Genomic DNA, 21,189 nt, shown 5'->3' on the forward strand with positions numbered 1-21,189 from the left:
GACCTCCTTATTGTCCATTTTCAAGACCATCTTTTATCATTCTTAAAATGTTGACATAAGAACTAAGTATTAACGGTATGGCTTGCTAATACTTAGTCCTTGTATACTATTTATCTTGAATTTCTTTAATGTCCATGGACAGTATGGCGTCGAATAAAATATAGCTTTTATGTGCTTTATAGGCTCCATAGTTGTTTTTACCCATTACTGTAAAGTAAGGCAAACCTATGTTTTGTGTCTTATCTTGATACCATTTCATAAAATCAGCCAACTGGCTTTGAGTCAGTATATAATCTTTTGTTGTACCATGTTTCATGGTTAAGGAAAGCAATACTTTTTGTTCTGTCGTATCCATGACATGGACTCTAATCGGTTGTGTTGGCTCACTTTCTCCTCTTTCATTCACGGCAAGTATTTTATAATAATAAGTCTCACCATAGACTACGTCACTGTCGTTACAGGATATCCCTCTAAGTTGCTCATGGATAAGGATATAAGGCCCGCTTTCAGATTTACTTTGCATAAGGTTATAACCTGTAGCATCGTTAGCCGCATCCCATGTGAGGTGTACGGACTTATCTTTTACTTTTGTGATGATGTTCGTTGGTGTACTGGGTAATACTTGTCCAGGTACGCCTTGTGCTTCTGCTGAGTTATTGCTGGTTCCTGTTGTATTCTTAGCTTGTACAACATAATAGTAGGTTTTACCAAACACAACGTTGGTGTCTGTGAATGTTGTATTGGTTGTGCTATCTAAAACGGATACATAGGGTCCTCCTTCTGTTTCAGAACGCATCACTTTATAGTTGTCAGCATTGTATATGGGCTGCCATGTTAGCTCAATGGCATTATCCCTTGGTGTTATAATTAGGTTCATAGGTGCTTGTGGTAATTGTGGATTAGGTGTGATAGCCACTTCTGCTGAATTGGGGCTTTCACCGCCATCGTTGACAGCTGTTACTACATAGTAGTATGCTATACCATTGGTCATGCCTGTGTCTTCGTATTCTGTTTCTAGGATATTCTGGGCTATGGTTGTATAGGGTCCGTTGGGTGATGTGGAGCGTTTTATGTTGTAGGTATCTGCGTTATTTACTTTGTCCCAGACGATTTTTGCTCGGGTGTCTTTGGGGATAGCGTTGATGTTTTGGGGTGTGTCTGGGGGTGATTGGGTGAATTCGTATTTTGTTACTTGGTCTACATCAGCTATAGCATGTTGACCAAAATATGCTAGGTTATCATTTCTTCTTAGTATCATATTATCGTTATAATCATATGATTCTGCAATATAAAATGTCATCATACTTGGTTGGTTTAATTTACCCGCCCAAAAATTTATCTGGTTAACACCTATATTATCTTCTAATTCTAATACATGTCTCATCCATTTATCCTCTCCTAATGAATAACCTAGATATGATGCATTGGTATAGTGGTCAACATCTGCCACACCATCTTGAGCTTTATCAAATAAGGAATAATTTGTTGCATAACTACTATAAGGGTCAGTTCTATAATTTCCATAGAACCAAATACTTCCTTTTTCGATTGAACCATAGGAAATAGGTTGACTGTTTTTGTCCAAAATTTGTAACTCATTAATGAGAGTGTTATATGTGTCATAACTTCCAAATAAATCCATGATTAAGAAGCGATGCTTTGTTGTTTTGGCATAAACTGTTCCTAAGTTGACAATCGTACCATCCTGTTTAATTCCTTCTACTCTGTAGTAATAAAGTTTTTTATTATTTACGCTACCATCTATATATTTATTTAATACTATATCGGTAGCAACAATTGTATATGGTCCTTCCTTACTTTCAGCTCTCATAATAGTATATTTATCCATGGAATCAGAAATATTCCAGGTGATAGTAATCTTTTCATCTTGTCCTTCTGCATTGAGCCCAGATTTTAGTATTTCATTTTCTTTCAATTGTCCACTTTTTTTGAATTTTAATGTAGCAAAAGGATTTTCATCCGTTAGATTTTCTTCAATTGTTTCATATACATCTGCTTGAATAGGCACATTAGTCTCTGTAATAATTGTAATTTTTTTAATCCCTTTATGAGGTTGCACCTTTATACCCATTCTTGTTTTAGGTATATAATTCTTGTTCCATGGAGTATTTACGTTAAATATATAGATTCCATGATTTAATAATCGATCTGCATAATCCATATTCTGAACATTCCAAGCTGCTCCTGTATCATCACGTATAAAATGTTTTGTATAATGAAGCTTATTATCGTCTTCATCATATATATCGATACCATATAAATTGGCTTTAATTCCATGGATATCAAACCAAATGTAATTGGATGCTGATGGTATTCCCTCCACGAAATAAGCTTCTGTCCCCATACCACTATCATTTATACCATATATTTTATAGTAGTAGGTTTTTGCATTCTCAAGCCCTGTATCAGTATAAGTAGTTTCTGTTACATTATCTGCAATGGTTACATAATTACCATCTTTAGTTTCTGCTCTTTTGATTAAAAAGCTTGTTGGATTATTGTATGTATATTTAATATTTATCTTGACACTATTAACTAAAGAATCTATATAAGCATTAGTAACATAAGGTAAATTTGAAGCTTGTACATTCACTTTTAAGACACAAATTAGCGTTAACATAAGCAATATTCTTTTAATCATCTTGTGTATATTCACTGCATACCACCTTACCCTTCTATTCATTAATTATGATTTTATATTCATTTAATTGATAATATAGTATGGTATTAAACCCTATATAGTCCTTACTATTCCCATACACCTCTTCTTTTTCTTCGTTAAACAGTGTAAAAAATGGTGTGCCAATACCGTTAGCTCTATTGGTGTACCACTGCATGAATTCGACAGCTGTATCTGCGCTTATATCATATTCTCTTTGCATACCGTTAATTAGCGTAATAAGCAGAACATAACGTTCTTTACTATCATCTTGAACATATACGGAGATAGGTTTTGTGTCTGGGCTTTCACCTAGATAATTAACTGCTGATAGGACATAATAATATATTTTATTATTTTGAATGGTCGTATCAGTATAGTCTGTTCCTGTTATATTATCTTGAATAACTGTATAGGGTCCTTCTAATGTCTCTGACCGCTTGACTTTATAACTACTTGCATCATTAACCAGATTCCATGACAAACGAATACCTGTATCTACTTTTTGTATAATAACATTCGTTGGTCTCTGTACACCTGCTATTGCTTCAATTTCATTAGAAGGCTGACTTTCTCCTACCGAATTTTTGGCAATGATGATGTAGTAATAGGGTGTAGCATTTGATAGATTAGCGTCTGTATAGGTATTCGTTGTAATTTGGTCAGCTACTAGTGTATAGGGTCCACCTTTTGTTGTTGATCTTTTGATAATATAAGACTCAGCATTAATCATATCATGCCATGTTAATGTAACAACTTTATCCCCTACTAATACATCGATATTAATAGGTGTATTGGGCTTAACAATGGTTGGTTGCCCTGTTATTTCATTTGAATCAGCACTTTCTCCTGTAGTGTTAACTGCTGAAATTACATAATAATAATTCGTTCCGTTGATTAAGTTGGTATCGGTATAAGTCGTATTGGTGACTTGATCTGCTATTTGTGTATAGGGTCCACCAGATGTTGTTGAGCGTTTAATACGGTAAGTCGAAGCTGCATTGGATTTCTCCCATGTTAGTTTAACGGATTTGTAACCATTTTCGACTGCTAAACCTGTAGGTATTGATGGTATCCCTTGAGGAGTGGCGGATATAACGGATGAACTGCCACTTTCTCCATCTTTATTGGCTAAGATTTTATAATAATAGGTTGTACCGTTAGTTAATCCTGTATCGTTATAGACGGATGATGTAATGTTAGATGCTATGGTTATATAGTTATCTTCTGGGGATGTACTTCTTATTATGGTGTAGTTATCTACACCTTCTATGTAATTCCAGCTTAGTGTGACTGCTTGGTCTTTTGCAATAGCTTCTACATTACTTGGTGTGTGTACAGCTACTAATTGCACATTAAGATAGGTGCTTGGGTCTCGTTTACACTTCGCATATACAGTACCTGTGTGGTTATTGTCTAGTGTTATGGTTTTACCATCTGAACCTAGTTGTCCAGATAGCTTCGTACCGTTTGACTCAAGTTCTACAATTTCAATGCATTTATCATCCATTAGGATTGTGTTGGTGTTGGTTAATTTTACTTGTTTTATTGATGTAGCATACTGGACTAAATCTCCATTTTGGTAGGCTTTGATTGAGTATGGGGCTTTGAATCCTTGTTGTCCATCTTCGATTACTTCTTCTTTGGCTAGTTGGTAATTTAGTGACAATAATCCCTCAATTTCTGCTCTGGCGGTTGCTCCCGTTCCCTTAGCAATTATAAAACAAATCCTCTGTTCGCCATTCGAGTCATAAGTAAAATATTTTCCTATTTCACTAGCGGGAATTTCAGACTGATATATACCTTCGCTTTTAGTCGGTATAAAAACTTGTTTTGTAATAGCACCAGATGGGCCTAAATTTGCACAATCGGTTGGTAAAATATACGTTATATAATCAATCTCAAGGTGTCCAATACTAGCACCTTTATAATCACCCGCTTGTAATGTATATGTATCGCTGCTTCTATAATGCAACCTGCCATCCTTAACTTCATCACTTACACCACCTATGCTTATCATAGGTCTAGATATACTAAACTCTGTTTTATCGCTGGTGTATGGTTCGTATGCTGTAGCATTTGAACCTTCCTCTAACTGAATGATGTTAACGTCATCATGTGCTATTCTATATCCAATTCTAATAAAGCAACCACTAGCGTCTATTGTAAATGTCTTAGTGTTCTGTGAGATTAATTGTATTAAATTAAGTTGAGCATCATAAACACCATGCTGAGCTGTTGTCCCTGTATTAGCTGTATTAAGTGTATATGTTTTCCCTCCCGCAATTGGAATAAAGTCAGTTGTTTTAAAGTTATCAGTAGAAGGGGTTTCAATCCCACTACTAGAAATAAACAAATCAAAGATTTTTACTTTATCCTTATCAAACTTATTCTTGCCTCTGCTCACATAATCGTAACTTAGTGCGCATGTTACTGTATTTTCAATGTAGTGATACTTTGCAAGTAATTCAGCATCGGAAAGGTTGTATGTTACGTCATCCACTTGTATTAACATAAACTCTTTAATTTTAGGGTTAACATCAGTTGTATGTCCCCACCAAAGTAACTCTTTTATATTTTGCGTAGTTTCAAACTTCCAAACTTTCCTACCAGTTGAAGCATTATAGTTTTCTGTGGTTGACTGGAACAAACTAGAATCATCTTGTAGTTTAACTAAAGGAGTATTCCTCACACTAGTCGCGGGTGCCGTAGTTACATTGTAAAACAAAATATACTTATCGCTGGTCAGATTGAGCGTGGAGTCAATGCTTTTATATGCGATTGCCCCAATACTAGCAACCTCTATTTCAGCAGTACCATTTGCACCTAATAAATTTGTAACGGGTGCTACTCCTTTAGCACCTGGTCTAAATAACCCATTAGTATCCCCCAAAGGTCTCCCCACAACTTCATTAGAATCAGCACTCTCACCTTCCGCATTAACCGCAGATACCACATAATAATAATCGACCTCATTAGTAAGACCTGTATCCATATACACAATATCTGTTATATTATCACCCATTACTGTATATGGACCTCCTGATACCGTTCCTCTTTTAACCTTATAAGCTGTTGCCCCTTCGACCTCTGACCAAGTCAGCTTTACCGATTGATGTCTATTTTCTACAAATAATTCTGTTGGACTTGATGGTGATATTTGTGATGGTGTAGCTGAGACCTCACCTGAGTTTTCACTTTCGCCTGCTGCATTCTTAGCTATGACAACATAATAATAGGTTGTCCCATTGGTTAAACCAATATCTGTATAAGTTGTTGTAGTAATATCAGTAGCAATAGTTGTGTAATTACTACCTGATGTTGTACTTCTTTTTATGTTATAGCTGTCTGCTTCTGGCACTGAATCCCAACTAAGATTAACTTTAGAAACACCCGCCGTAACTTGTACATTAATAGGGTACGATGGTGATGTAATAGACGTTAACGCTTTTACCTGAATAGGTATTGATTTATCTTTTGTTGTCCCATCTCCAATTTGACCAGAGATATTCCATCCCCATGCCCAAACTGTCCCATCTTCCTTCAATACCATACTTACCGAACGCCCAGCATCGATAGCTTTCACACCTGATAGATTACTTATTTGCACAGGAGTTAGTCTTTCTTCTAATGAACCATCTCCTAATTGCCCATGATCATTATACCCCCATGTCCATACTGTTCCATCATCTTTTAATGCCATAACATGTGAATTCCCAGCAGAAATAGCTACTATATCGGTTAAATTCATTACCTGTACAGGAGAACTACTATCAAATTTTGTTCCATTTCCTAATTGTCCATAATAGTTTTTTCCCCATGCCCATACTGTTCCATCACTTTTTAGGGCTACTACAACTCCTCCACTATCGATTGCTATTACATCAGATAGACCATTAACTTTGGTTGGGAATCTACTATCAGATAAACCACCTCCCCAAGTCCATACTGTTCCATCGTTTTTTAAAACAGCACTTATACTTCCAGCTGCAATTGCTTTTACATCAGATAAATTACTTACTTGTACTGGCACTTTACTGTTTGGTTCTATAATACCTAAAACATAGCTATAATTATGCCCCCATGCCCATACTGTTCCATCATTTTTTAATGCTAAGCTATATAATTCATATGAATCAATAGCTTGCACACTTGTTAAACCACTAACTTGTACTGGTATCAAACTACTATTTAAACTATTATTCCCTAAATTCCCTTCTGCTCCATTTGCTCCCCATGACCATAAAGTACCATCGTTTTTTAAAATAATACTATACGATTGACCACCTACCATTGCTTGTATATCTGACACATTTTCTACTTGTATGGGTGAATTTTTATCAATCGTTGTTTCATCACCTAGCTGTCCATAAGTATTTTTTCCCCATGACCATATCGTTCCATTATCTTTTAATGCCATACCATGAAAACCACATGAAATATCTACTATATTGCTTAATGGTTTATATGCTTCAATAGTATCTCCTAATATAATTACTGTATTGATCTTCAATACAAAAATCATAAAAAATGTATAAATTATCGCTTTTTTTACTTTCAAAATCAAATTCCTCCTATTCTTTAATACAAGATGCTTTACAAAATACCCTAACTAGTTTTGTATATAGTCAGTAACAAGGATTACATCACTAACTTAACTTAGTTCTTAAGAAATACTATATGTCGTCTAAAACATAATATTCCTCTTTTTTGTAGTATTTTGTATTATTATTCCAATTATATTATACTCTAATTTTATTAGTATTTATTTCCTAAATATATACTATATGTTTATCAGTCGTTATTACTATTAAAATAAAATAGGCCTTACTAATTATATATTTTTTTATATTATTATTTCACAAATCAATATTCTATAATTTTTTCAGATAACTATACGTGTTTTTTTGCATTTTATAATATATATAAAATCATTAGAAATCCTTCTAACCACTTCATAAACTATGTGTACTAGCATTTCTTACAAATACCTATTGAGATTATTATTTGCATTACAATAACCCTTCTGCTAATATTAACTTAATATGTAACGTTGTACAAAATGATAGCAGATAACTTAATCAGGAGGTCACCCATGACACTAACCAACCTAATCGGCCAAGGCAGAACCGCCCAAGTGTATGAACTAGACGCCCATAAAATAATAAAACTGTTTTACCATGGCTACCCCCAACATGCCATAGAAAATGAATACCACATATCCAAAATGCTCTACAACAGTGGCCTTCCTGTAGCTAATGCCCATAATCTCATCACTTATCAAGCTAGACTTGGTATTGTCTACGATAGAATACAAGGTGTCACCATGCTAAAAAATATCTACTCCAAACCATGGCGATACCGCCAATATGCAAAAAAACTAGCTGAATTACACCATCATATACATCAAGAAACCATTATGGACTCGGAGATAGATAGCTATAAGAACAAACTCATCACAGATATGCAAAAGATAGATTTACTAGATACCTATACTATAGATAAGATAATAGCCTATACCCAAGCATTACCTGAAGGCAATAAAATATGCCACGGTGACTTTCACCCTGACAATATCCTATGTAACAACGATAAGCATGTTGTTATTGACTGGATGACTGCAACAAAAGGCAACCCATTAGGGGATGTGGCTAGAACAATCATTCTACTGGAATATGTTGTTTTCCCACACATGTCACGTATATCCAACTACATGGTTCATGTATTTGGAAAAATACTTCTTAACCATTACATAAAAACCTACATCCAACGATCAGGTGTAAAAATAGAAGATATTCATCAATGGAAACTACCCGTTGCAGCGGCAAGGTTATCGGAAGATTTGCCAAAAGAAGAAAATGATACATTAATAAGGTTCATTCAAAAAGAGATAAAAAAGTGCAAAATAAAAGAGTAGGACAACGCCTACTCTCTTATATTATAGTTCATCTTCTTCACTCTTCGCACCGGATACATCAATACGAACCAGTGATCTTGCCAACGCCGATTTTGCTCGGATTTCATTAATATCCTCTTCCTCAACCTTCAATCGTCGTTCAGCTCTTATTTTTGCTTCTTCTGCTCTTTTTTTGTCAATTTCATCTGGCCACTCAGCAGCATCTGTTAGAAGAGTTACCTTATCTGGTGTAATTTCAACGAATCCACCGTGGATAGCTGCTTTTTTCTCTTTACCATCTTGTCGTATGGTGAGCATACCACCTTCAGCAAGAGGTGTGGTAAGAGGTGTATGGTCTTGGTAGATGCCAATGTCGCCTTCGCTGGTCTTGAATTCTACCCGATCAACCTCTTCATTGAAAAATTGACGTCCAGGTGTTACAACTTGTAATATAAATTTCTTAGCCACATCATCACCTACTATACTTGACTTAATACATCTTCAATGCTTCCAACCATGAGGAATACATTCTCAGGTATATCATCATGCTTACCATCAAGAATCTCTTTAAAGCCTTGAATGGTATCTTTCAGTGGCACATATTTACCAACTTTACCTGTGAAGTTCTCTGCCACGAAGAATGGCTGTGATAAGAAGTATTGTATCTTTCTTGCTCGTGCAACAATAACCTTATCATTCTCAGATAACTCATCCATACCAAGGATGGCTATGATATCTTGTAATTCCTTGTAACGTTGAAGAATCTCTTGTACACGTCTGGCAACATCATAATGCTCTTCGCCTACGATCATGGGCGATAAGATTCTTGATGTGGAATCCAGTGGGTCCACTGCTGGATAGATTCCTTTTTCAACAATGTCACGGGATAATACTGTTTTCGCATCAAGGTGAGCGAAGGTTGTCGCTGGTGCCGGGTCTGTTAAGTCATCGGCTGGTACATACACGGCTTGAACGGATGTAATAGAACCATTCTTCGTGGATGTGATACGCTCTTGAAGTAAGCCCATCTCTGTTGCAAGGGTTGGCTGGTAACCAACGGCACTTGGTACACGACCAAGTAAAGCGGATACCTCTGAACCTGCTTGTGTGAAACGGAAGATGTTATCAATGAATAGAAGGACGTCACGTCCACCTTCATCACGGAAATATTCTGCCATGGTAAGCCCTGTAAGACCTACACGCATTCTTGCTCCTGGTGGTTCATTCATCTGTCCAAATACCATGGTTGTTTTTTCAAGTACACCTGAATCTGCCATCTCATGATAGAGGTCATTACCTTCTCTTGTACGTTCACCAACACCTGTGAATACCGAGTAGCCACCATGTTCCTTAGCGATGTTACGTATCAGCTCTTGGATAAGTACCGTCTTACCTACACCTGCTCCACCAAAGAGACCAATTTTTCCACCTTTTTGGTAGGGGCATAGTAAGTCAATAACTTTGATACCTGTTTCTAAGATTTCTGTTTCTGTTACTTGTTCCTCAAATTTTGGCGCTTCACGGTGAATAGGCCAAGAATCCTCCGTTACAGGAGCTTCTTTACTATCAATAGGATCACCTGTTACATTGAAGATCCGTCCTAATGTTTTCTCACCAACAGGTACCGTAATGGGTTTACCTGTATCGATAGCCTCCATACCCCGCGATAGACCATCTGTTGCACCCATGGCTATACATTTTACCACGTCGTCGCCTAGATGCTGAGCAACCTCTACCACAAGGTCTGACCCATCTGCTTTCTTAATAACGATAGCGTTATAAAGGGCTGGAAGATTATCTGCACTGAACTTAACGTCCAAAACGGCACCAATAATTTGAGTGATTTTGCCGACTCTATCTGCCATTGTATTACACTCCTTTACTTAAGCGCTTCTGCACCACCAACGATTTCGGATAACTCTTGGGTAATAGAAGCCTGTCTTGCCCTATTATATTCAAGGGATAATTTATCAATCATCTCGGATGCATTTTCGGTTGCTGAATCCATTGCTGTCATTCTTGCACCATGTTCACTGGCTACGGATTCTCTTAGTGCCCCGAAAATCATACTGTTTATATATTTTGGAATAACTTGTTCAAGCACTTCTTCTGCTGAAGGCTCATAGGTCATGATATCTGACGTGACCACTTCGTTTGCTTCAAAAGTGGATATGTCCACTGGAAGCACTTTTAACAACATGGCTTCTTGGGTAAGGGCAGATTTGAAAGCTGTATAAGCTACATATACCTCATCAATAAGCCCTTCTCTATACATGTCCAATAAACGTTCACCAATATTCACAGCATCCCGGTACATGGGCTGCTGGATCACTTCATTGTAGTCTTTGATGACTTCAAAACCATTTCTTCTAAGTTGGTCTACCCCTCGTTTACCGATGGCTACCACTTTGGCGTGCTGTGGGTCCGCCTCTCTAGAAACCAGTTTTACCAGATTGGAGTTTAAACCACCTGCAAAACCTCGGTTAGAGGTTATTACAATATAACCACGATTCTTCACGTCACGCTCTGTTAAGAAAGGGTGGCTGATATTCTGACTCTGTGCTAGGATAGACCCAATGGTTTCATGCATCTTATGAAAAAATGGTCTTGTTTCAGCAGCTTTTTCCTTGGCCTTTTGAAGCTTAGCTGTTGCTACAAGCTTCATGGCTTTGGTAATCTTTTGCGTACTTTGTATACTGTTTCTTCGTATTTTGATATCTCTCATAGATGCCATAGCGCTACACCTCGCTTAGGCTTTTATAACCACTTTTGAAGGACTCAATAGCTTTAGCCAGTTTATCATTTAGTGCATCTGTTAAACCGTCTTTGCCAATGATTTCTTTCTCCAGTTCTGGATACTTGGTATCAATGAATTCAATGAGTGCTGCTTCAAAATCTTGAATATCCGATAGCGCAATGTCCATGAGATATTTCTTGGTAGCTGCAAACAGGATAATTACCTGATGGGCTACTTTCATGGGTTTGAACTGAGGTTGCTTCAAGACTTCGATGATACGCTCACCTTGGTCAAGTCTTTCTTTTGTATCTTTATCTAAATCCGAACCAAACTGTGCAAAAGCAGCTAGTTCACGGTATTGGGCAAGCTCAACACGAATTGGCCCAGCGATTTTTTTCATGGCTTTAATCTGTGCAGCACCACCAACCCTTGATACAGAAAGTCCTGGGTTAATGGCTGGACGTACACCAGCGTTAAATAACTCCGTTTCTAGGAAAATCTGACCGTCTGTAATGGATATAACATTTGTTGGTACATAAGCAGAGATGTCACCTGCTTGGGTTTCTATAATAGGTAAAGCTGTAATGGAGCCTCCACCGTATTCTTCGTTTAACTTAGCTGCACGTTCTAGTAATCTTGAATGAAGATAGAAAACGTCTCCAGGATATGCTTCACGTCCTGGTGGTCGACGAAGTAGTAATGACATGGCACGGTAAGCTACCGCGTGTTTGGATAGATCATCATAGATAATGAGAACATCTTTACCATTTTCCATCCACTCTTCACCAATGGTCACACCTGCATAAGGCGCTATATATTGAAGTGGCGCTAACTCAGAAGCTGTCGCGGCAACAACAGTTGAATAATCCAGTGCCCCATTTTCTTCTAAAGTCTTAACAATACCTGCTACTGTGGATGCTTTTTGTCCAATAGCCACATAGATACATAACACATCTTGACCTTTTTGATTGATTATGGTATCAATGGCAATGGCTGTTTTACCTGTCTGTCTATCACCAATGATTAACTCACGCTGCCCTCTTCCGATGGGTACCATGGAGTCAATGGCTTTTATACCGGTTTGTAATGGTGTATCTACTGTTTTTCTTGTGATAACACCAGGAGCAACCCTTTCTACCTTACGGTATGTATCTGTATTGATGGGGCCTTTTCCATCAATTGGCTGACCTAATGCGTTAACAACACGCCCAATCATGGCGTCTCCAACAGGTACTTCTGCTACACGACCTGTTGCTTTTACAATATCGCCTTCACTGATATTTTTATCTGAACCCATAAGAACAGCACCAACGTTGTCTTGTTCCAAGTTAAGGACCATACCATAGACGTCGCCAGGGAATTCAAGAAGCTCGCCGGCCATAGCTCTTTCTAATCCATGAATACGAGCGATACCATCGGCAACTTGGATAACTGTTCCAACGTCATTTACCTCTAAATCTGTTTTGTAGCGCTTAATCTGTTCTTTAATAACCGAGCTTATTTCTTCAGGTCTTAAATTCATGGTTAGGTTCCACCGCCTTTCTGTATTTCATCTGTTTTAACTCATTTAATGCACAGCATATAGATCTTTTGTAATAGCTGTAATCTTTCCCTTAATGCTATTATCAACAATTCTATCGCCAATACGTATTACTAAACCTCCAATGAGGTCTTCATTAACACTTACATGGATTATCACTTGTTTCTTTGTGGATGCTTCCAGCTTATTCTTAATGGCTGCCACCTGTTCCTCCGATAATGTGGATGCAGATTCGACATACGCCTTTGCTATACCCTTGTAATCGTCAATCTCTTCAAGACAGTAGTCGATAATGTCTAACAGATGCTGTTCTCGACCTTTACGAATAGCAATAACGAATAAACCGAGTATGTCCTTGGACACATGTTCCCCAAAAGTATCTTCCATCATGTTGATTTTATGACCCATGCCCACCTTTGGGTGATTAAGAAGTTTGACAAATTCGTCTTGTGATGTAAGCACTTCCTTCACCCATAGCAGCTGTTCATAGATGGCATCTACTTGGTTTGATTCTATGGCAAGCTCAAATATAGCCGTTCCATAACGCTTGGCTACTAACTCAACCATGTTTCTTCACCTATGGACTCTATGGTTTCATCTAATAAACGATCACTTGTTTGCTGATCAATAGATGAAGCGACAAATTTGCTTGCCAAAATCTTCGCAACGTCTATGATTTCAGTTTTAATGTCATCTTTTACTTTTTCTTTTTCTCGTTCTATTTCAGTATTGGCTCTTTGCATAAGTCTAGCAGCTTCATCATCAGCTTCTTTGATAATTTGACGTTCTTTCTCTAAAGCTCTTCGGCGAGCATCCTCAAGAATGGCTGTTGCTTCTTTGTCAATGTTTGCTAACTTATCTTTGTATTCTTTTTCAAGAGCCAAGGCTTTTTGCTTTTCAGTTTTTATAAATTGATATTCCTTAGCAATGGAATCTTTTCGTTTTTGTAATATGTCTCTTACTGGATTAAACAGTAATTTTGCTATAAAGTAAAACAAAATAAGTATACTTGCAATATGCAGTACAATCTGAATTGCCATTTGTAAGTCGAATCCAATAATCCAGCTCTCAATAATATTCAAGTTCTCTTTTCCTCCTTTCATAAAAGGAACGGCTAAATAGTTCATGCTATTTATCACGTTTCCTAAGGAGTGAAAGGACTGGTTGCCCTCTCACATATTAGCCAATTAAACTCATGTATTTTGAGATAAGTGGATTAGCAAATAATAAGATAATCGCTACGATTAGGCCATAAATACCTGTTGTCTCAGCTACTGCTGCACCAAGTAACATGGTTCTTAAAATATCTGATTGAGCACCTGGTTGACGACCAACTGCTTCTGCACCTTTACCTGCTGCGAATCCCTGACCGATTCCAGGTCCAATACCAGCTATCATTGCTAAACCTGCTCCAATTGCTGAACATGCTAAGATTAACGCTTTTCCATCGATTTGTTCCATGATGATATCCTCCTCTAAATCAATTATTTGTTGTTAAAAGAATTTTGAAAATACATCTACAAAAAGTAGTATCAACGCCACAATAAGGGCATATATGCCTGTTGTCTGGGCCACTGCTTGACCAAGCAACATGGTTCTTACGATTGGACTTTGCAATTTCGGTCTTTTACCAACTGCTTCTGCACTTTTACCTGCTGCAAAGCCTTGTCCTATACCAGGACCTATACCTGCTATCATTGATAATCCTGCTCCAAGAGCACTAGCTGCTAATACAATACCAACACCTTCACGTGTTACCAAAGGATTAGCAAATAGCATGATGATGGCAATAACAAGAGAAAAAATCCCCGATGTTTCTGCCACGGCTGAACCAAGAAGCATGACGATTGTTGCAGGTCGTCCACCTTCTGGATTGTTACCAACAGCTTCTGCCGCCTTACCAGCAGCAAAACCTTGTCCAATCCCAGGACCGATACCTGCTATCATAGCAAATCCAGCACCAACGGCTGAAAATCCTAAGATTAATGCTCGCTTATCTACATGTTCCATCCAGCCAAGGAGCAAGTCAAGTATGCCATTCATGACCTCACCTCGCTTATTCGTTTGTGATCTTTTCTACTCAATAGCACTTGATACAAATGTCATGCTCAGCATAACAAAAATAAAGGCTTGAAGCACACCAGCAAAAACATCAAAGTAACCATGTAAAGCGGCTGGTACTCCGAGTAGAGCAAACCATGGTAAATTATAATACAATGTCATAATAATGGTTCCACCTAAGATATTACCGAATAAACGGAAACTCAGTGAAACGGGGTTAGCTAGTTCACCAATAATATTAAGTGGTGTCATAGGCCATAGAGGCTCTGTAAATCCTTTTGCCCACTTTCCAACACCTTTTGCTTTAATACCAAAGCCTTGAACCATAAAAAATGTAATGAGTGCTAATGCAAATGTCACAGCTGCATCTGCTGTAGGTGGTCTTAAGAAGCCAACACTGAATGTCCCATTGTTAAACTGTGGACCAATGAGTAAGCCTAACAGGTTGGAAAATAAGATGAAGACGAACATGCATCCGTAAAATGAAGAAAATTTTCTTCCCTTTTCACCCATCGTAGAGACTGTGAAATTATCCAGCATCTCCACAATCCATTCAATGACATTTTGCACCCCTGATGGTATGCTTTGTGCCTTTTTTAGGACTCTTCTTATGCCAAGTGCTACGGCAATAAGGACAATTCCAATTAACCACACATTCACCATCGATTCAGTAATCCATATTTCGAGACCAAATAACTTAATGGTCGCGACGTGATGAATACCAATGTCCATGAGTAAACTCTCCTTTCCTCATAGGTATGTTAAAAATCCGATTCTGCTTCTTCATCATCTTCCCATTCGACAAAGGTCACAGAACCATCTTTTGGTGTAGGTTTTTCTATGTATCCTTGCAGGTATGCTGCTACTTTCATAGACACAAGTGAAATAATAACACCTACTAAGTTAATCGTCGGCTCTAATGCGCCGATCATTAAGACTAAAATTGATAATAAATACCTTAAAAAATAATGAAAACTTGCATAGGTCTGAGCTGCCTTTGGAGGTTTGTTAAGGGCTTTTGTAAAAGTAACTTCCATTAGTTTTAACTTTAATATAGAAAATATTCCTCCAAGAGCTAATCCTTTACCATATGCTGCTATATCTGGAACAAAAAATAAACCTATACCAAATGAAAGGACAATTATACCAATCATCTTAATCGTTAATGGGATAAATATGGATTTTTCTGAATGCATATTAAGAGTCCTTCTTTCTATTTTTTGTACCTTTCATTGCAATCACATAGAGATTACGAAAAGCAGATAGCACACCCAATATGGTGAATATAATTAAGAATAACGGACTTGTATCACATCGACCGTCAAGGAAATTTCCAAATAATACACATCCAATAATCGGTATCGCCATTAGAAAACCAATTTGACTTAATAAAGACAGGCTTTTCATTATATTTGAATCAAATTTCATGAGTTTCCCCCTCTTTATAAAGTATTATACGCATCTTTCAGCCATATGTCTACATAACCCTTTAAAATATTACAAATTGTTTCCAACTTCTTCCATATTAGAGTATGTGGTTCCATATCTGGTTTTTCTCAATGTTACGTACTATTGAAAGTGCTTGGTGATATTATCTACTATACGCTGGGAAGCATGGCCATCCCCATAGGGATTGACTGCATTTGCCATCTTTTCATAAGCTGCTTTATCTTCAATCAACTCACTAGCCATGTCATAAATGGTTGCTTCGTCTGTACCGGCAAGCTTCAACGTACCTGCTTCTACCCCTTCTGGTCTTTCTGTTACATTCCTTAATACCAAAACAGGTTTTCCCATAGAAGGCACCTCTTCTTGAAGCCCTCCTGAATCTGTTAATACCAGATAGGATCGATTTAACAAGTTGTGCATATCCTGCATTTCTAAAGGTTCCAATAAGTGTATACGTGGATGATTACCAAGAATACGATCGGCTACTTCTTTTACTGCTGGATTCAGATGAACAGCATACACTACTTCTACGTCACGATGATCTTGGGCAATCCTTAAAACAGCTTTACAAATATTTTCCAAAGGTTCCCCCAGGTTCTCACGTCGGTGAGCCGTCATAGCAATAATTTTTTTACCTGTATAGTCAAGATGATTAAGCTTATCTACTTTGAAGCAATAATCATCACGGATGGTTGTCTTTAGGGCATCAATTACTGTATTACCTGTGACAAAAATAGCGTCATCTGGTACAGCTTCCTTTAACAAATGTGCTCTTGATGTGTCTGTTGGTGCAAAATGCAAGTCTGTTATACACCCTGTTAATTTACGGTTCATTTCTTCTGGATACGGTTGATACTTATCATAAGTACGTAAACCTGCTTCCACATGTCCCACACTTACACGATGATAAAATGCCGCCAGTGAACCAACAAATGTGGTGGTGGTATCCCCATGTACCAGTACAATATGCGGTTTTTCCTTACCAATAATATCACTAAGACCCTCTAATGCCCTTGTGGTAATCTGAGCCAGTGTCTGCCGTTCCTTCATAATATTCAAGTCATAATCCGGTGTTAAATCAAACACTTCCAATACTTGATCTAACATTTCACGATGTTGGGCTGTTACACAAACAAGGCTATCTATCTGATCAGAGGCTTCTAGTGCCTTAACTACAGGCGCCATCTTAATGGCCTCAGGTCTGGTGCCAAATATGCTCATGACTTTTATCTTCACGCATTTCATCCTCCCTCTTCAAGCTGTCCATTAAACATGTACAATGATATCAGCTCCTGTATTAAGTATCATGACTTTTCTTACAGATAAACACGAAGCCACAACACGGGTGGGAAAATTTATGTCACACTTAATTTCCCAATAATACTGTTATAATATTCTTTCCATACTATTTTAATCCATTTTATATTATACAACATTTATGCCTGTATGCAAAATACTTTTAAGACCTATTTACAAAAATAGCAACTTATACGATATCTAAATAGAAGAAAAAAGAACTCTTTGCTTATCTGACCAAAACATATACCCAGCTAATTCTATTCGTCTACAATATCATTATCTTTGCTCAGATTAATGGTTATTATTTTATCTAAAATACCGTTAAGAAACCATTTTTACTTAATTTGTTCCTCACCTAAGATTATGGTATAATAACCTATATTGAAATTAAACTGCTTAGAAAACTGACTTAGCATGTTTTTCACCAAAGAAATGAAATTAGCCCTACTACAGCAGTCGAAGGTCTCATTAGACCTATAAAAATGAGGAGTGATGCTATGGAACCAATTATTAGTCAATTACACATTACTGAAAATGTAACATTAATCACTTTGGCCAATATACCTATCAATGATAAAGATATTGCTGCTATCTTTACGTCTCTTGCTGAGGCAGATATTAACGTGGATATGATAAGTCAGACATCGCCCTTAAAAGGTAACATCAATATTTCATTTACCTTGCAAGATGATGACCTTTTTCACGCCATACAAACTTTAAAATCTTACAAAGCACACATTCCTAATCTTCGTATTGATGTGAATTCCAATAATACTAAGATTTCCTTATATGATGAAGCCATGCAGTTCCAACCAGGTGTGGCAGCTAAAACCATGACCCTGTTGTCAAATGCCCATATTGATATTAAGATGATTACAACATCAGAGATCGATATCTCTTATCTTATCTATGCATCTGACCAGCCTCATGCAGTGGAAGCACTCAAACCTATCTTGAAGGTCAATTAAAAACATTTTATTAGATAAAAAAGCTATTCCGCAACGTTCATGTTGTAGAATAGCTTTATTGATATGTGTCTATGATACTCATTGTCGCTTATTGTTCACTTTAATATGCTTAGAAATAAAATCAGCAAACCATACGGTCACAATGATGGCAATGATGATCAGTGCTAATTTGATATCATCCATGGCAATCAATATACCTGCAATACCAAAACCGCCGCTGACACCGTATAAGGTAAGGACAGCACGTCGATGGCTATACCCTCTATCCATTAACCGATGGTGCAGATGGCCTCTATCCGCTTGCATAACTGGCTTTCCATTGGCTACTCGTCTTAAAATAGCAAAGAACGTATCAAAGATAGGTAACCCAAGGATTAAAACAGCCACAATAATGGTGATGGCTGTATAGCTCTTAATAAGACCCTGAATGGATATAACCGATAAGGTAAAACCTAAAAATGTAGACCCTGTATCCCCCATAAAAATAGTGGCTGGATTAAAATTATGTGGTAGGAAACCAAGGCAAGAACCCGCAAGAGCAGCTGTCAATAAAACAGCAGTAGGTTCACCATTTAAAATGGATATAAACATAAGACATAAGGCGGCAATAGACGAAATACCCGTTGCCAAACCATCCAGTCCATCCATTAGGTTAACCGCATTGGTTACCCCAATAATCCATACAATGGTGACAATATTACTAAAAGAACCCAGTAGAATGACACCGCCTGGTGCCCATGGCCAGCTAAAAGCCTGAATACTGGTTCCTGTTGCTACCACAATCAAAGCCGATAATATCTGGAAAAACAATTTTATTTTAGCAGGCAGGTCATAGATATCGTCTAATAGACCCACGACGGTAATAACCAAACCTCCCCCTAATAATCCCACCAGGTTGGGCAATTGAAGATTCTTGATGGTAGGTGCTAATAAAGCAACGGTGATAACAAAACCCGCTACAATGGCCGTTCCCCCAGCAAGAGGCATGGGTTTCGTATGTATTCCTCTCGCCTTTGGCATGTCAACTGCCCCAACTTTGAAAGCAAATTTTTTGCTTAAGGGTGTAATGATACATGCTGTTACAAAGGCCATGACAAAAGCAACGATGTATAATAAATTGCTGTTAATATCATTTAAAAAATCAGACATCTTTTTTTCATCTCCCCTAAATAGGTCGTTATGTACATGAATTATTTGAATTTCTCAACGTTTATCTGAGCTTCCTTAAGAAGCTGCATGGATAATTCATCTGGATAATCCCCTTTGAATACAACTCTTTTAATCCCTGCATTAATAATTAATTTAGAACAGATAACACATGGTTGAGCTGTTACATAGATGGTCCCTCCCTCAATGGACACACCGTGCATGGCTGCTTGAACAATGGCATTTTGTTCGGCATGTGAGGCACGGCATAACTCATGCCTCTGACCAGATGGAATACCGAGTTCTTCCCTTAGGCAGCCTACTTCTTCACAGTGTTTACAACCGGATGGGGCACCATTGTACCCGGATGTTAGAATTCTTCTATCTTTAACAATGACGGCTCCAACTTTCCTTCTTAAACAAGTAGAGCGTCCTTTAATTATTTCAACAATATCCATAAAATATTGGTCCCATGATGGTCGCATAGACATAACCTCCGTATTATAATTCAATCTTTTCTATACGTCTTTTGTGTCTGTCTTCATCGGAAAACGGTGTATGAAGGAATAGATCAACAATCATTAATGCCAATTCCCCACCAACGATTCTTCCGCCTAAGGCTAAAACATTTGCATCGTTATGTTCTCTTGTGGCTTTTGCAGAAAAACAATCGTGACATAGGGCACAGCGAATACCCTGTACTTTATTGGCTGCCATAGAGATACCAATTCCTGTACCACAAATTAAGATACCTTTTTCACACGTTTCATTGACAACGGCTTCACAGACAGCTTTTGCATAATCTGGATAATCACAGGATGATGTATCATAACATCCATAATCCTTGTAAGGCAGTCCTTTCGTCTCTAAGTACTTTATGACTTCTTGTTTTAAAGCATATCCTCCATGATCACTTCCGATTGCTATCATTACAGTTCCTCCATATTATAAGAATTTTTATTTATCTTTTCAATAAGTAATAGGGTTAGACCCCTTATCTCCTTGGCGCAACGATCATATATGGTCTTACTGCCTCCATAAGGATCATGTATATCGCCTGCTTCTCCCACATACTCCCTATATGTTTTTATCTGACTAACAAGATGAGGGTATAGCTTATGAAGATATTGTTTATGGTTATCTGTCATGGTGAGTACCATGGTTTCCTCTTCCACTTCATGTTCACAAAATGCTGTGGCTACATGATTTGCAATAGCGGGATAATCTTGTTCAACAATATCCCTTGTATGCCCATTGGCAGGAGAAGGTGACATAACGCTTATACCTCGGGATAATACTTCAACAGATATATCCCCATCTTGAAAATACCGATACGCCATGGCCTCAGCTAATGGGCTTCTACATGTATTGCCTGTACATACAAATATAATACGTTTCATTTCATCACCTATC

At 37.6% G+C, this 21,189-nt stretch carries 20 protein-coding genes and 1 pseudogene; 2 read left to right on the top strand and 19 right to left on the bottom strand.

Features of this window, described 5'->3' with window-relative positions; genetic code table 11:
- Positions 1–106: 106 nt before the first annotated feature.
- The gene (locus tag HZI73_RS00595; RefSeq protein WP_212696356.1) at positions 107–2,677 is read right to left on the bottom strand and encodes a fibronectin type III domain-containing protein; all 2,571 of its coding nucleotides are present in this window, start codon (positions 2,675–2,677) and stop codon (positions 107–109) included.
- Positions 2,678–2,696: 19 nt separating this feature from the next.
- Positions 2,697–7,241 carry an RCC1 domain-containing protein gene (locus HZI73_RS00600; protein ID WP_212696357.1) on the bottom strand — a complete coding sequence of 1,515 codons (4,545 nt, stop codon included), beginning with the start codon at positions 7,239–7,241 and terminating at the stop codon, positions 2,697–2,699.
- A 534-nt stretch (positions 7,242–7,775) separates the two neighbouring features.
- On the opposite strand from HZI73_RS00600, the gene HZI73_RS00605 reads away from it, so the two are divergent.
- On the top strand, positions 7,776–8,597 hold the full coding sequence (locus HZI73_RS00605) for a phosphotransferase family protein (protein ID WP_212696358.1): 822 nt from the start codon (positions 7,776–7,778) through the stop codon (positions 8,595–8,597).
- A gap of 21 nt (positions 8,598–8,618) precedes the next feature.
- Here HZI73_RS00605 and atpC read toward each other — a convergent pair whose 3' ends face one another.
- The 13 genes and pseudogenes from atpC to wecB all read right to left on the bottom strand — a co-directional run bounded on the left by atpC (position 8,619) and on the right by wecB (position 17,584).
- On the bottom strand, positions 8,619–9,044 hold the full coding sequence (gene atpC, locus HZI73_RS00610) for an ATP synthase F1 subunit epsilon (protein WP_212696359.1): 426 nt from the start codon (positions 9,042–9,044) through the stop codon (positions 8,619–8,621).
- Positions 9,045–9,055: 11 nt separating this feature from the next.
- Positions 9,056–10,441, bottom strand: coding sequence for a F0F1 ATP synthase subunit beta (gene atpD / locus HZI73_RS00615; RefSeq protein WP_212696360.1), 1,386 nt, complete (start codon positions 10,439–10,441; stop codon positions 9,056–9,058).
- 14 nt (positions 10,442–10,455) lie between these two features.
- On the bottom strand, positions 10,456–11,310 hold the full coding sequence (gene atpG, locus HZI73_RS00620; RefSeq protein ID WP_212696361.1) for an ATP synthase F1 subunit gamma: 855 nt from the start codon (positions 11,308–11,310) through the stop codon (positions 10,456–10,458).
- Between the two features lie 4 nt (positions 11,311–11,314).
- Complete coding sequence (atpA, locus tag HZI73_RS00625; protein ID WP_212696362.1) at positions 11,315–12,835, bottom strand: F0F1 ATP synthase subunit alpha; 1,521 nt, start codon at positions 12,833–12,835, stop codon at positions 11,315–11,317.
- 45 nt (positions 12,836–12,880) lie between these two features.
- A complete protein-coding gene (atpH, locus tag HZI73_RS00630; protein WP_212696363.1) occupies positions 12,881–13,420 on the bottom strand; it encodes an ATP synthase F1 subunit delta in 540 nt (179 codons plus the stop codon).
- The gene (gene atpF, locus HZI73_RS00635; RefSeq protein WP_212696364.1) at positions 13,408–13,992 is read right to left on the bottom strand and encodes a F0F1 ATP synthase subunit B; all 585 of its coding nucleotides are present in this window, start codon (positions 13,990–13,992) and stop codon (positions 13,408–13,410) included. The genes atpH and atpF overlap by 13 nt, the downstream gene beginning before the upstream one ends.
- 40 nt (positions 13,993–14,032) lie before the next feature.
- Positions 14,033–14,314, bottom strand: coding sequence for an ATP synthase F0 subunit C (gene atpE / locus HZI73_RS00640; protein ID WP_113673125.1), 282 nt, complete (start codon positions 14,312–14,314; stop codon positions 14,033–14,035).
- Between the two features lie 33 nt (positions 14,315–14,347).
- Complete coding sequence (gene atpE / locus HZI73_RS26795) at positions 14,348–14,632, bottom strand: ATP synthase F0 subunit C (protein WP_334300242.1); 285 nt, start codon at positions 14,630–14,632, stop codon at positions 14,348–14,350.
- A pseudogene (locus tag HZI73_RS26800) lies at positions 14,609–14,863 on the bottom strand (ATP synthase Fo subunit C); the annotation flags it as partial. The pseudogene HZI73_RS26800 and the gene atpE (HZI73_RS26795), both read right to left, overlap by 24 nt.
- A 66-nt stretch (positions 14,864–14,929) precedes the next feature.
- The gene (gene atpB, locus HZI73_RS00650) at positions 14,930–15,646 is read right to left on the bottom strand and encodes a F0F1 ATP synthase subunit A (RefSeq protein ID WP_212696366.1); all 717 of its coding nucleotides are present in this window, start codon (positions 15,644–15,646) and stop codon (positions 14,930–14,932) included.
- A gap of 29 nt (positions 15,647–15,675) precedes the next feature.
- A complete protein-coding gene (locus HZI73_RS00655) occupies positions 15,676–16,110 on the bottom strand; it encodes an ATP synthase subunit I (RefSeq protein ID WP_212696367.1) in 435 nt (144 codons plus the stop codon).
- Position 16,111: 1 nt separating this feature from the next.
- Positions 16,112–16,342 (bottom strand): AtpZ/AtpI family protein, encoded by a 231-nt coding sequence (locus HZI73_RS00660; RefSeq protein ID WP_212696368.1) that lies wholly within the window; start codon positions 16,340–16,342, stop codon positions 16,112–16,114.
- 141 nt (positions 16,343–16,483) lie between these two features.
- On the bottom strand, positions 16,484–17,584 hold the full coding sequence (gene wecB, locus HZI73_RS00665; RefSeq protein WP_408648290.1) for a non-hydrolyzing UDP-N-acetylglucosamine 2-epimerase: 1,101 nt from the start codon (positions 17,582–17,584) through the stop codon (positions 16,484–16,486).
- Positions 17,585–18,159: 575 nt separating this feature from the next.
- Here wecB and HZI73_RS00670 point away from each other — a divergent pair.
- Complete coding sequence (locus HZI73_RS00670; RefSeq protein WP_212696370.1) at positions 18,160–18,630, top strand: ACT domain-containing protein; 471 nt, start codon at positions 18,160–18,162, stop codon at positions 18,628–18,630.
- A gap of 78 nt (positions 18,631–18,708) precedes the next feature.
- Here the strand turns inward: HZI73_RS00670 and HZI73_RS00675 are convergent, their stop codons facing one another.
- The 4 genes from HZI73_RS00675 to HZI73_RS00690 are packed head-to-tail and all read right to left on the bottom strand — an operon-like array spanning position 18,709 to position 21,176.
- Positions 18,709–19,779, bottom strand: coding sequence for a glycosyltransferase family 4 protein (locus HZI73_RS00675; protein WP_246552307.1), 1,071 nt, complete (start codon positions 19,777–19,779; stop codon positions 18,709–18,711).
- A gap of 41 nt (positions 19,780–19,820) precedes the next feature.
- Entirely contained in the window at positions 19,821–20,261 is a 441-nt protein-coding gene (locus HZI73_RS00680) for a deoxycytidylate deaminase (protein WP_212696371.1), read from the bottom strand.
- A gap of 16 nt (positions 20,262–20,277) precedes the next feature.
- The gene (gene rpiB / locus HZI73_RS00685; protein WP_212696372.1) at positions 20,278–20,706 is read right to left on the bottom strand and encodes a ribose 5-phosphate isomerase B; all 429 of its coding nucleotides are present in this window, start codon (positions 20,704–20,706) and stop codon (positions 20,278–20,280) included.
- Positions 20,706–21,176, bottom strand: a complete 471-nt coding sequence (locus HZI73_RS00690; protein WP_212696373.1) for an arsenate reductase/protein-tyrosine-phosphatase family protein — start codon at positions 21,174–21,176, stop codon at positions 20,706–20,708. Before HZI73_RS00690 ends, rpiB begins: the two co-directional genes overlap by 1 nt.
- Positions 21,177–21,189: the final 13 nt, after the last annotated feature.

Origin of the sequence: Vallitalea pronyensis (assembly GCF_018141445.1) — a bacterium.
GTDB lineage: Bacteria > Bacillota > Clostridia > Lachnospirales > Vallitaleaceae > Vallitalea > Vallitalea pronyensis.

What these genes read in the sequence shown, in the direction of transcription:
- HZI73_RS00605 (WP_212696358.1), top strand. Translation starts at nt 7,776, where the DNA reads ATGACACTAACCAACCTAATCGGCCAAGGCAGAACCGCCCAAGTGTAT.
- atpD (WP_212696360.1), bottom strand. Translation starts at nt 10,441, where the DNA reads ATGGCAGATAGAGTCGGCAAAATCACTCAAATTATTGGTGCCGTTTTG.
- atpG (WP_212696361.1), bottom strand. Translation starts at nt 11,310, where the DNA reads ATGGCATCTATGAGAGATATCAAAATACGAAGAAACAGTATACAAAGT.
- atpA (WP_212696362.1), bottom strand. Translation starts at nt 12,835, where the DNA reads ATGAATTTAAGACCTGAAGAAATAAGCTCGGTTATTAAAGAACAGATT.
- atpH (WP_212696363.1), bottom strand. Translation starts at nt 13,420, where the DNA reads ATGGTTGAGTTAGTAGCCAAGCGTTATGGAACGGCTATATTTGAGCTT.
- atpE (WP_113673125.1), bottom strand. Translation starts at nt 14,314, where the DNA reads ATGGAACAAATCGATGGAAAAGCGTTAATCTTAGCATGTTCAGCAATT.
- atpE (WP_334300242.1), bottom strand. Translation starts at nt 14,632, where the DNA reads ATGCTATTTGCTAATCCTTTGGTAACACGTGAAGGTGTTGGTATTGTA.
- atpB (WP_212696366.1), bottom strand. Translation starts at nt 15,646, where the DNA reads ATGGACATTGGTATTCATCACGTCGCGACCATTAAGTTATTTGGTCTC.
- HZI73_RS00655 (WP_212696367.1), bottom strand. Translation starts at nt 16,110, where the DNA reads ATGCATTCAGAAAAATCCATATTTATCCCATTAACGATTAAGATGATT.
- HZI73_RS00660 (WP_212696368.1), bottom strand. Translation starts at nt 16,342, where the DNA reads ATGAAATTTGATTCAAATATAATGAAAAGCCTGTCTTTATTAAGTCAA.
- wecB (WP_408648290.1), bottom strand. Translation starts at nt 17,584, where the DNA reads ATGAGCATATTTGGCACCAGACCTGAGGCCATTAAGATGGCGCCTGTA.
- HZI73_RS00670 (WP_212696370.1), top strand. Translation starts at nt 18,160, where the DNA reads ATGGAACCAATTATTAGTCAATTACACATTACTGAAAATGTAACATTA.
- HZI73_RS00675 (WP_246552307.1), bottom strand. Translation starts at nt 19,779, where the DNA reads ATGTCTGATTTTTTAAATGATATTAACAGCAATTTATTATACATCGTT.
- HZI73_RS00680 (WP_212696371.1), bottom strand. Translation starts at nt 20,261, where the DNA reads ATGCGACCATCATGGGACCAATATTTTATGGATATTGTTGAAATAATT.
- rpiB (WP_212696372.1), bottom strand. Translation starts at nt 20,706, where the DNA reads ATGATAGCAATCGGAAGTGATCATGGAGGATATGCTTTAAAACAAGAA.
- HZI73_RS00690 (WP_212696373.1), bottom strand. Translation starts at nt 21,176, where the DNA reads ATGAAACGTATTATATTTGTATGTACAGGCAATACATGTAGAAGCCCA.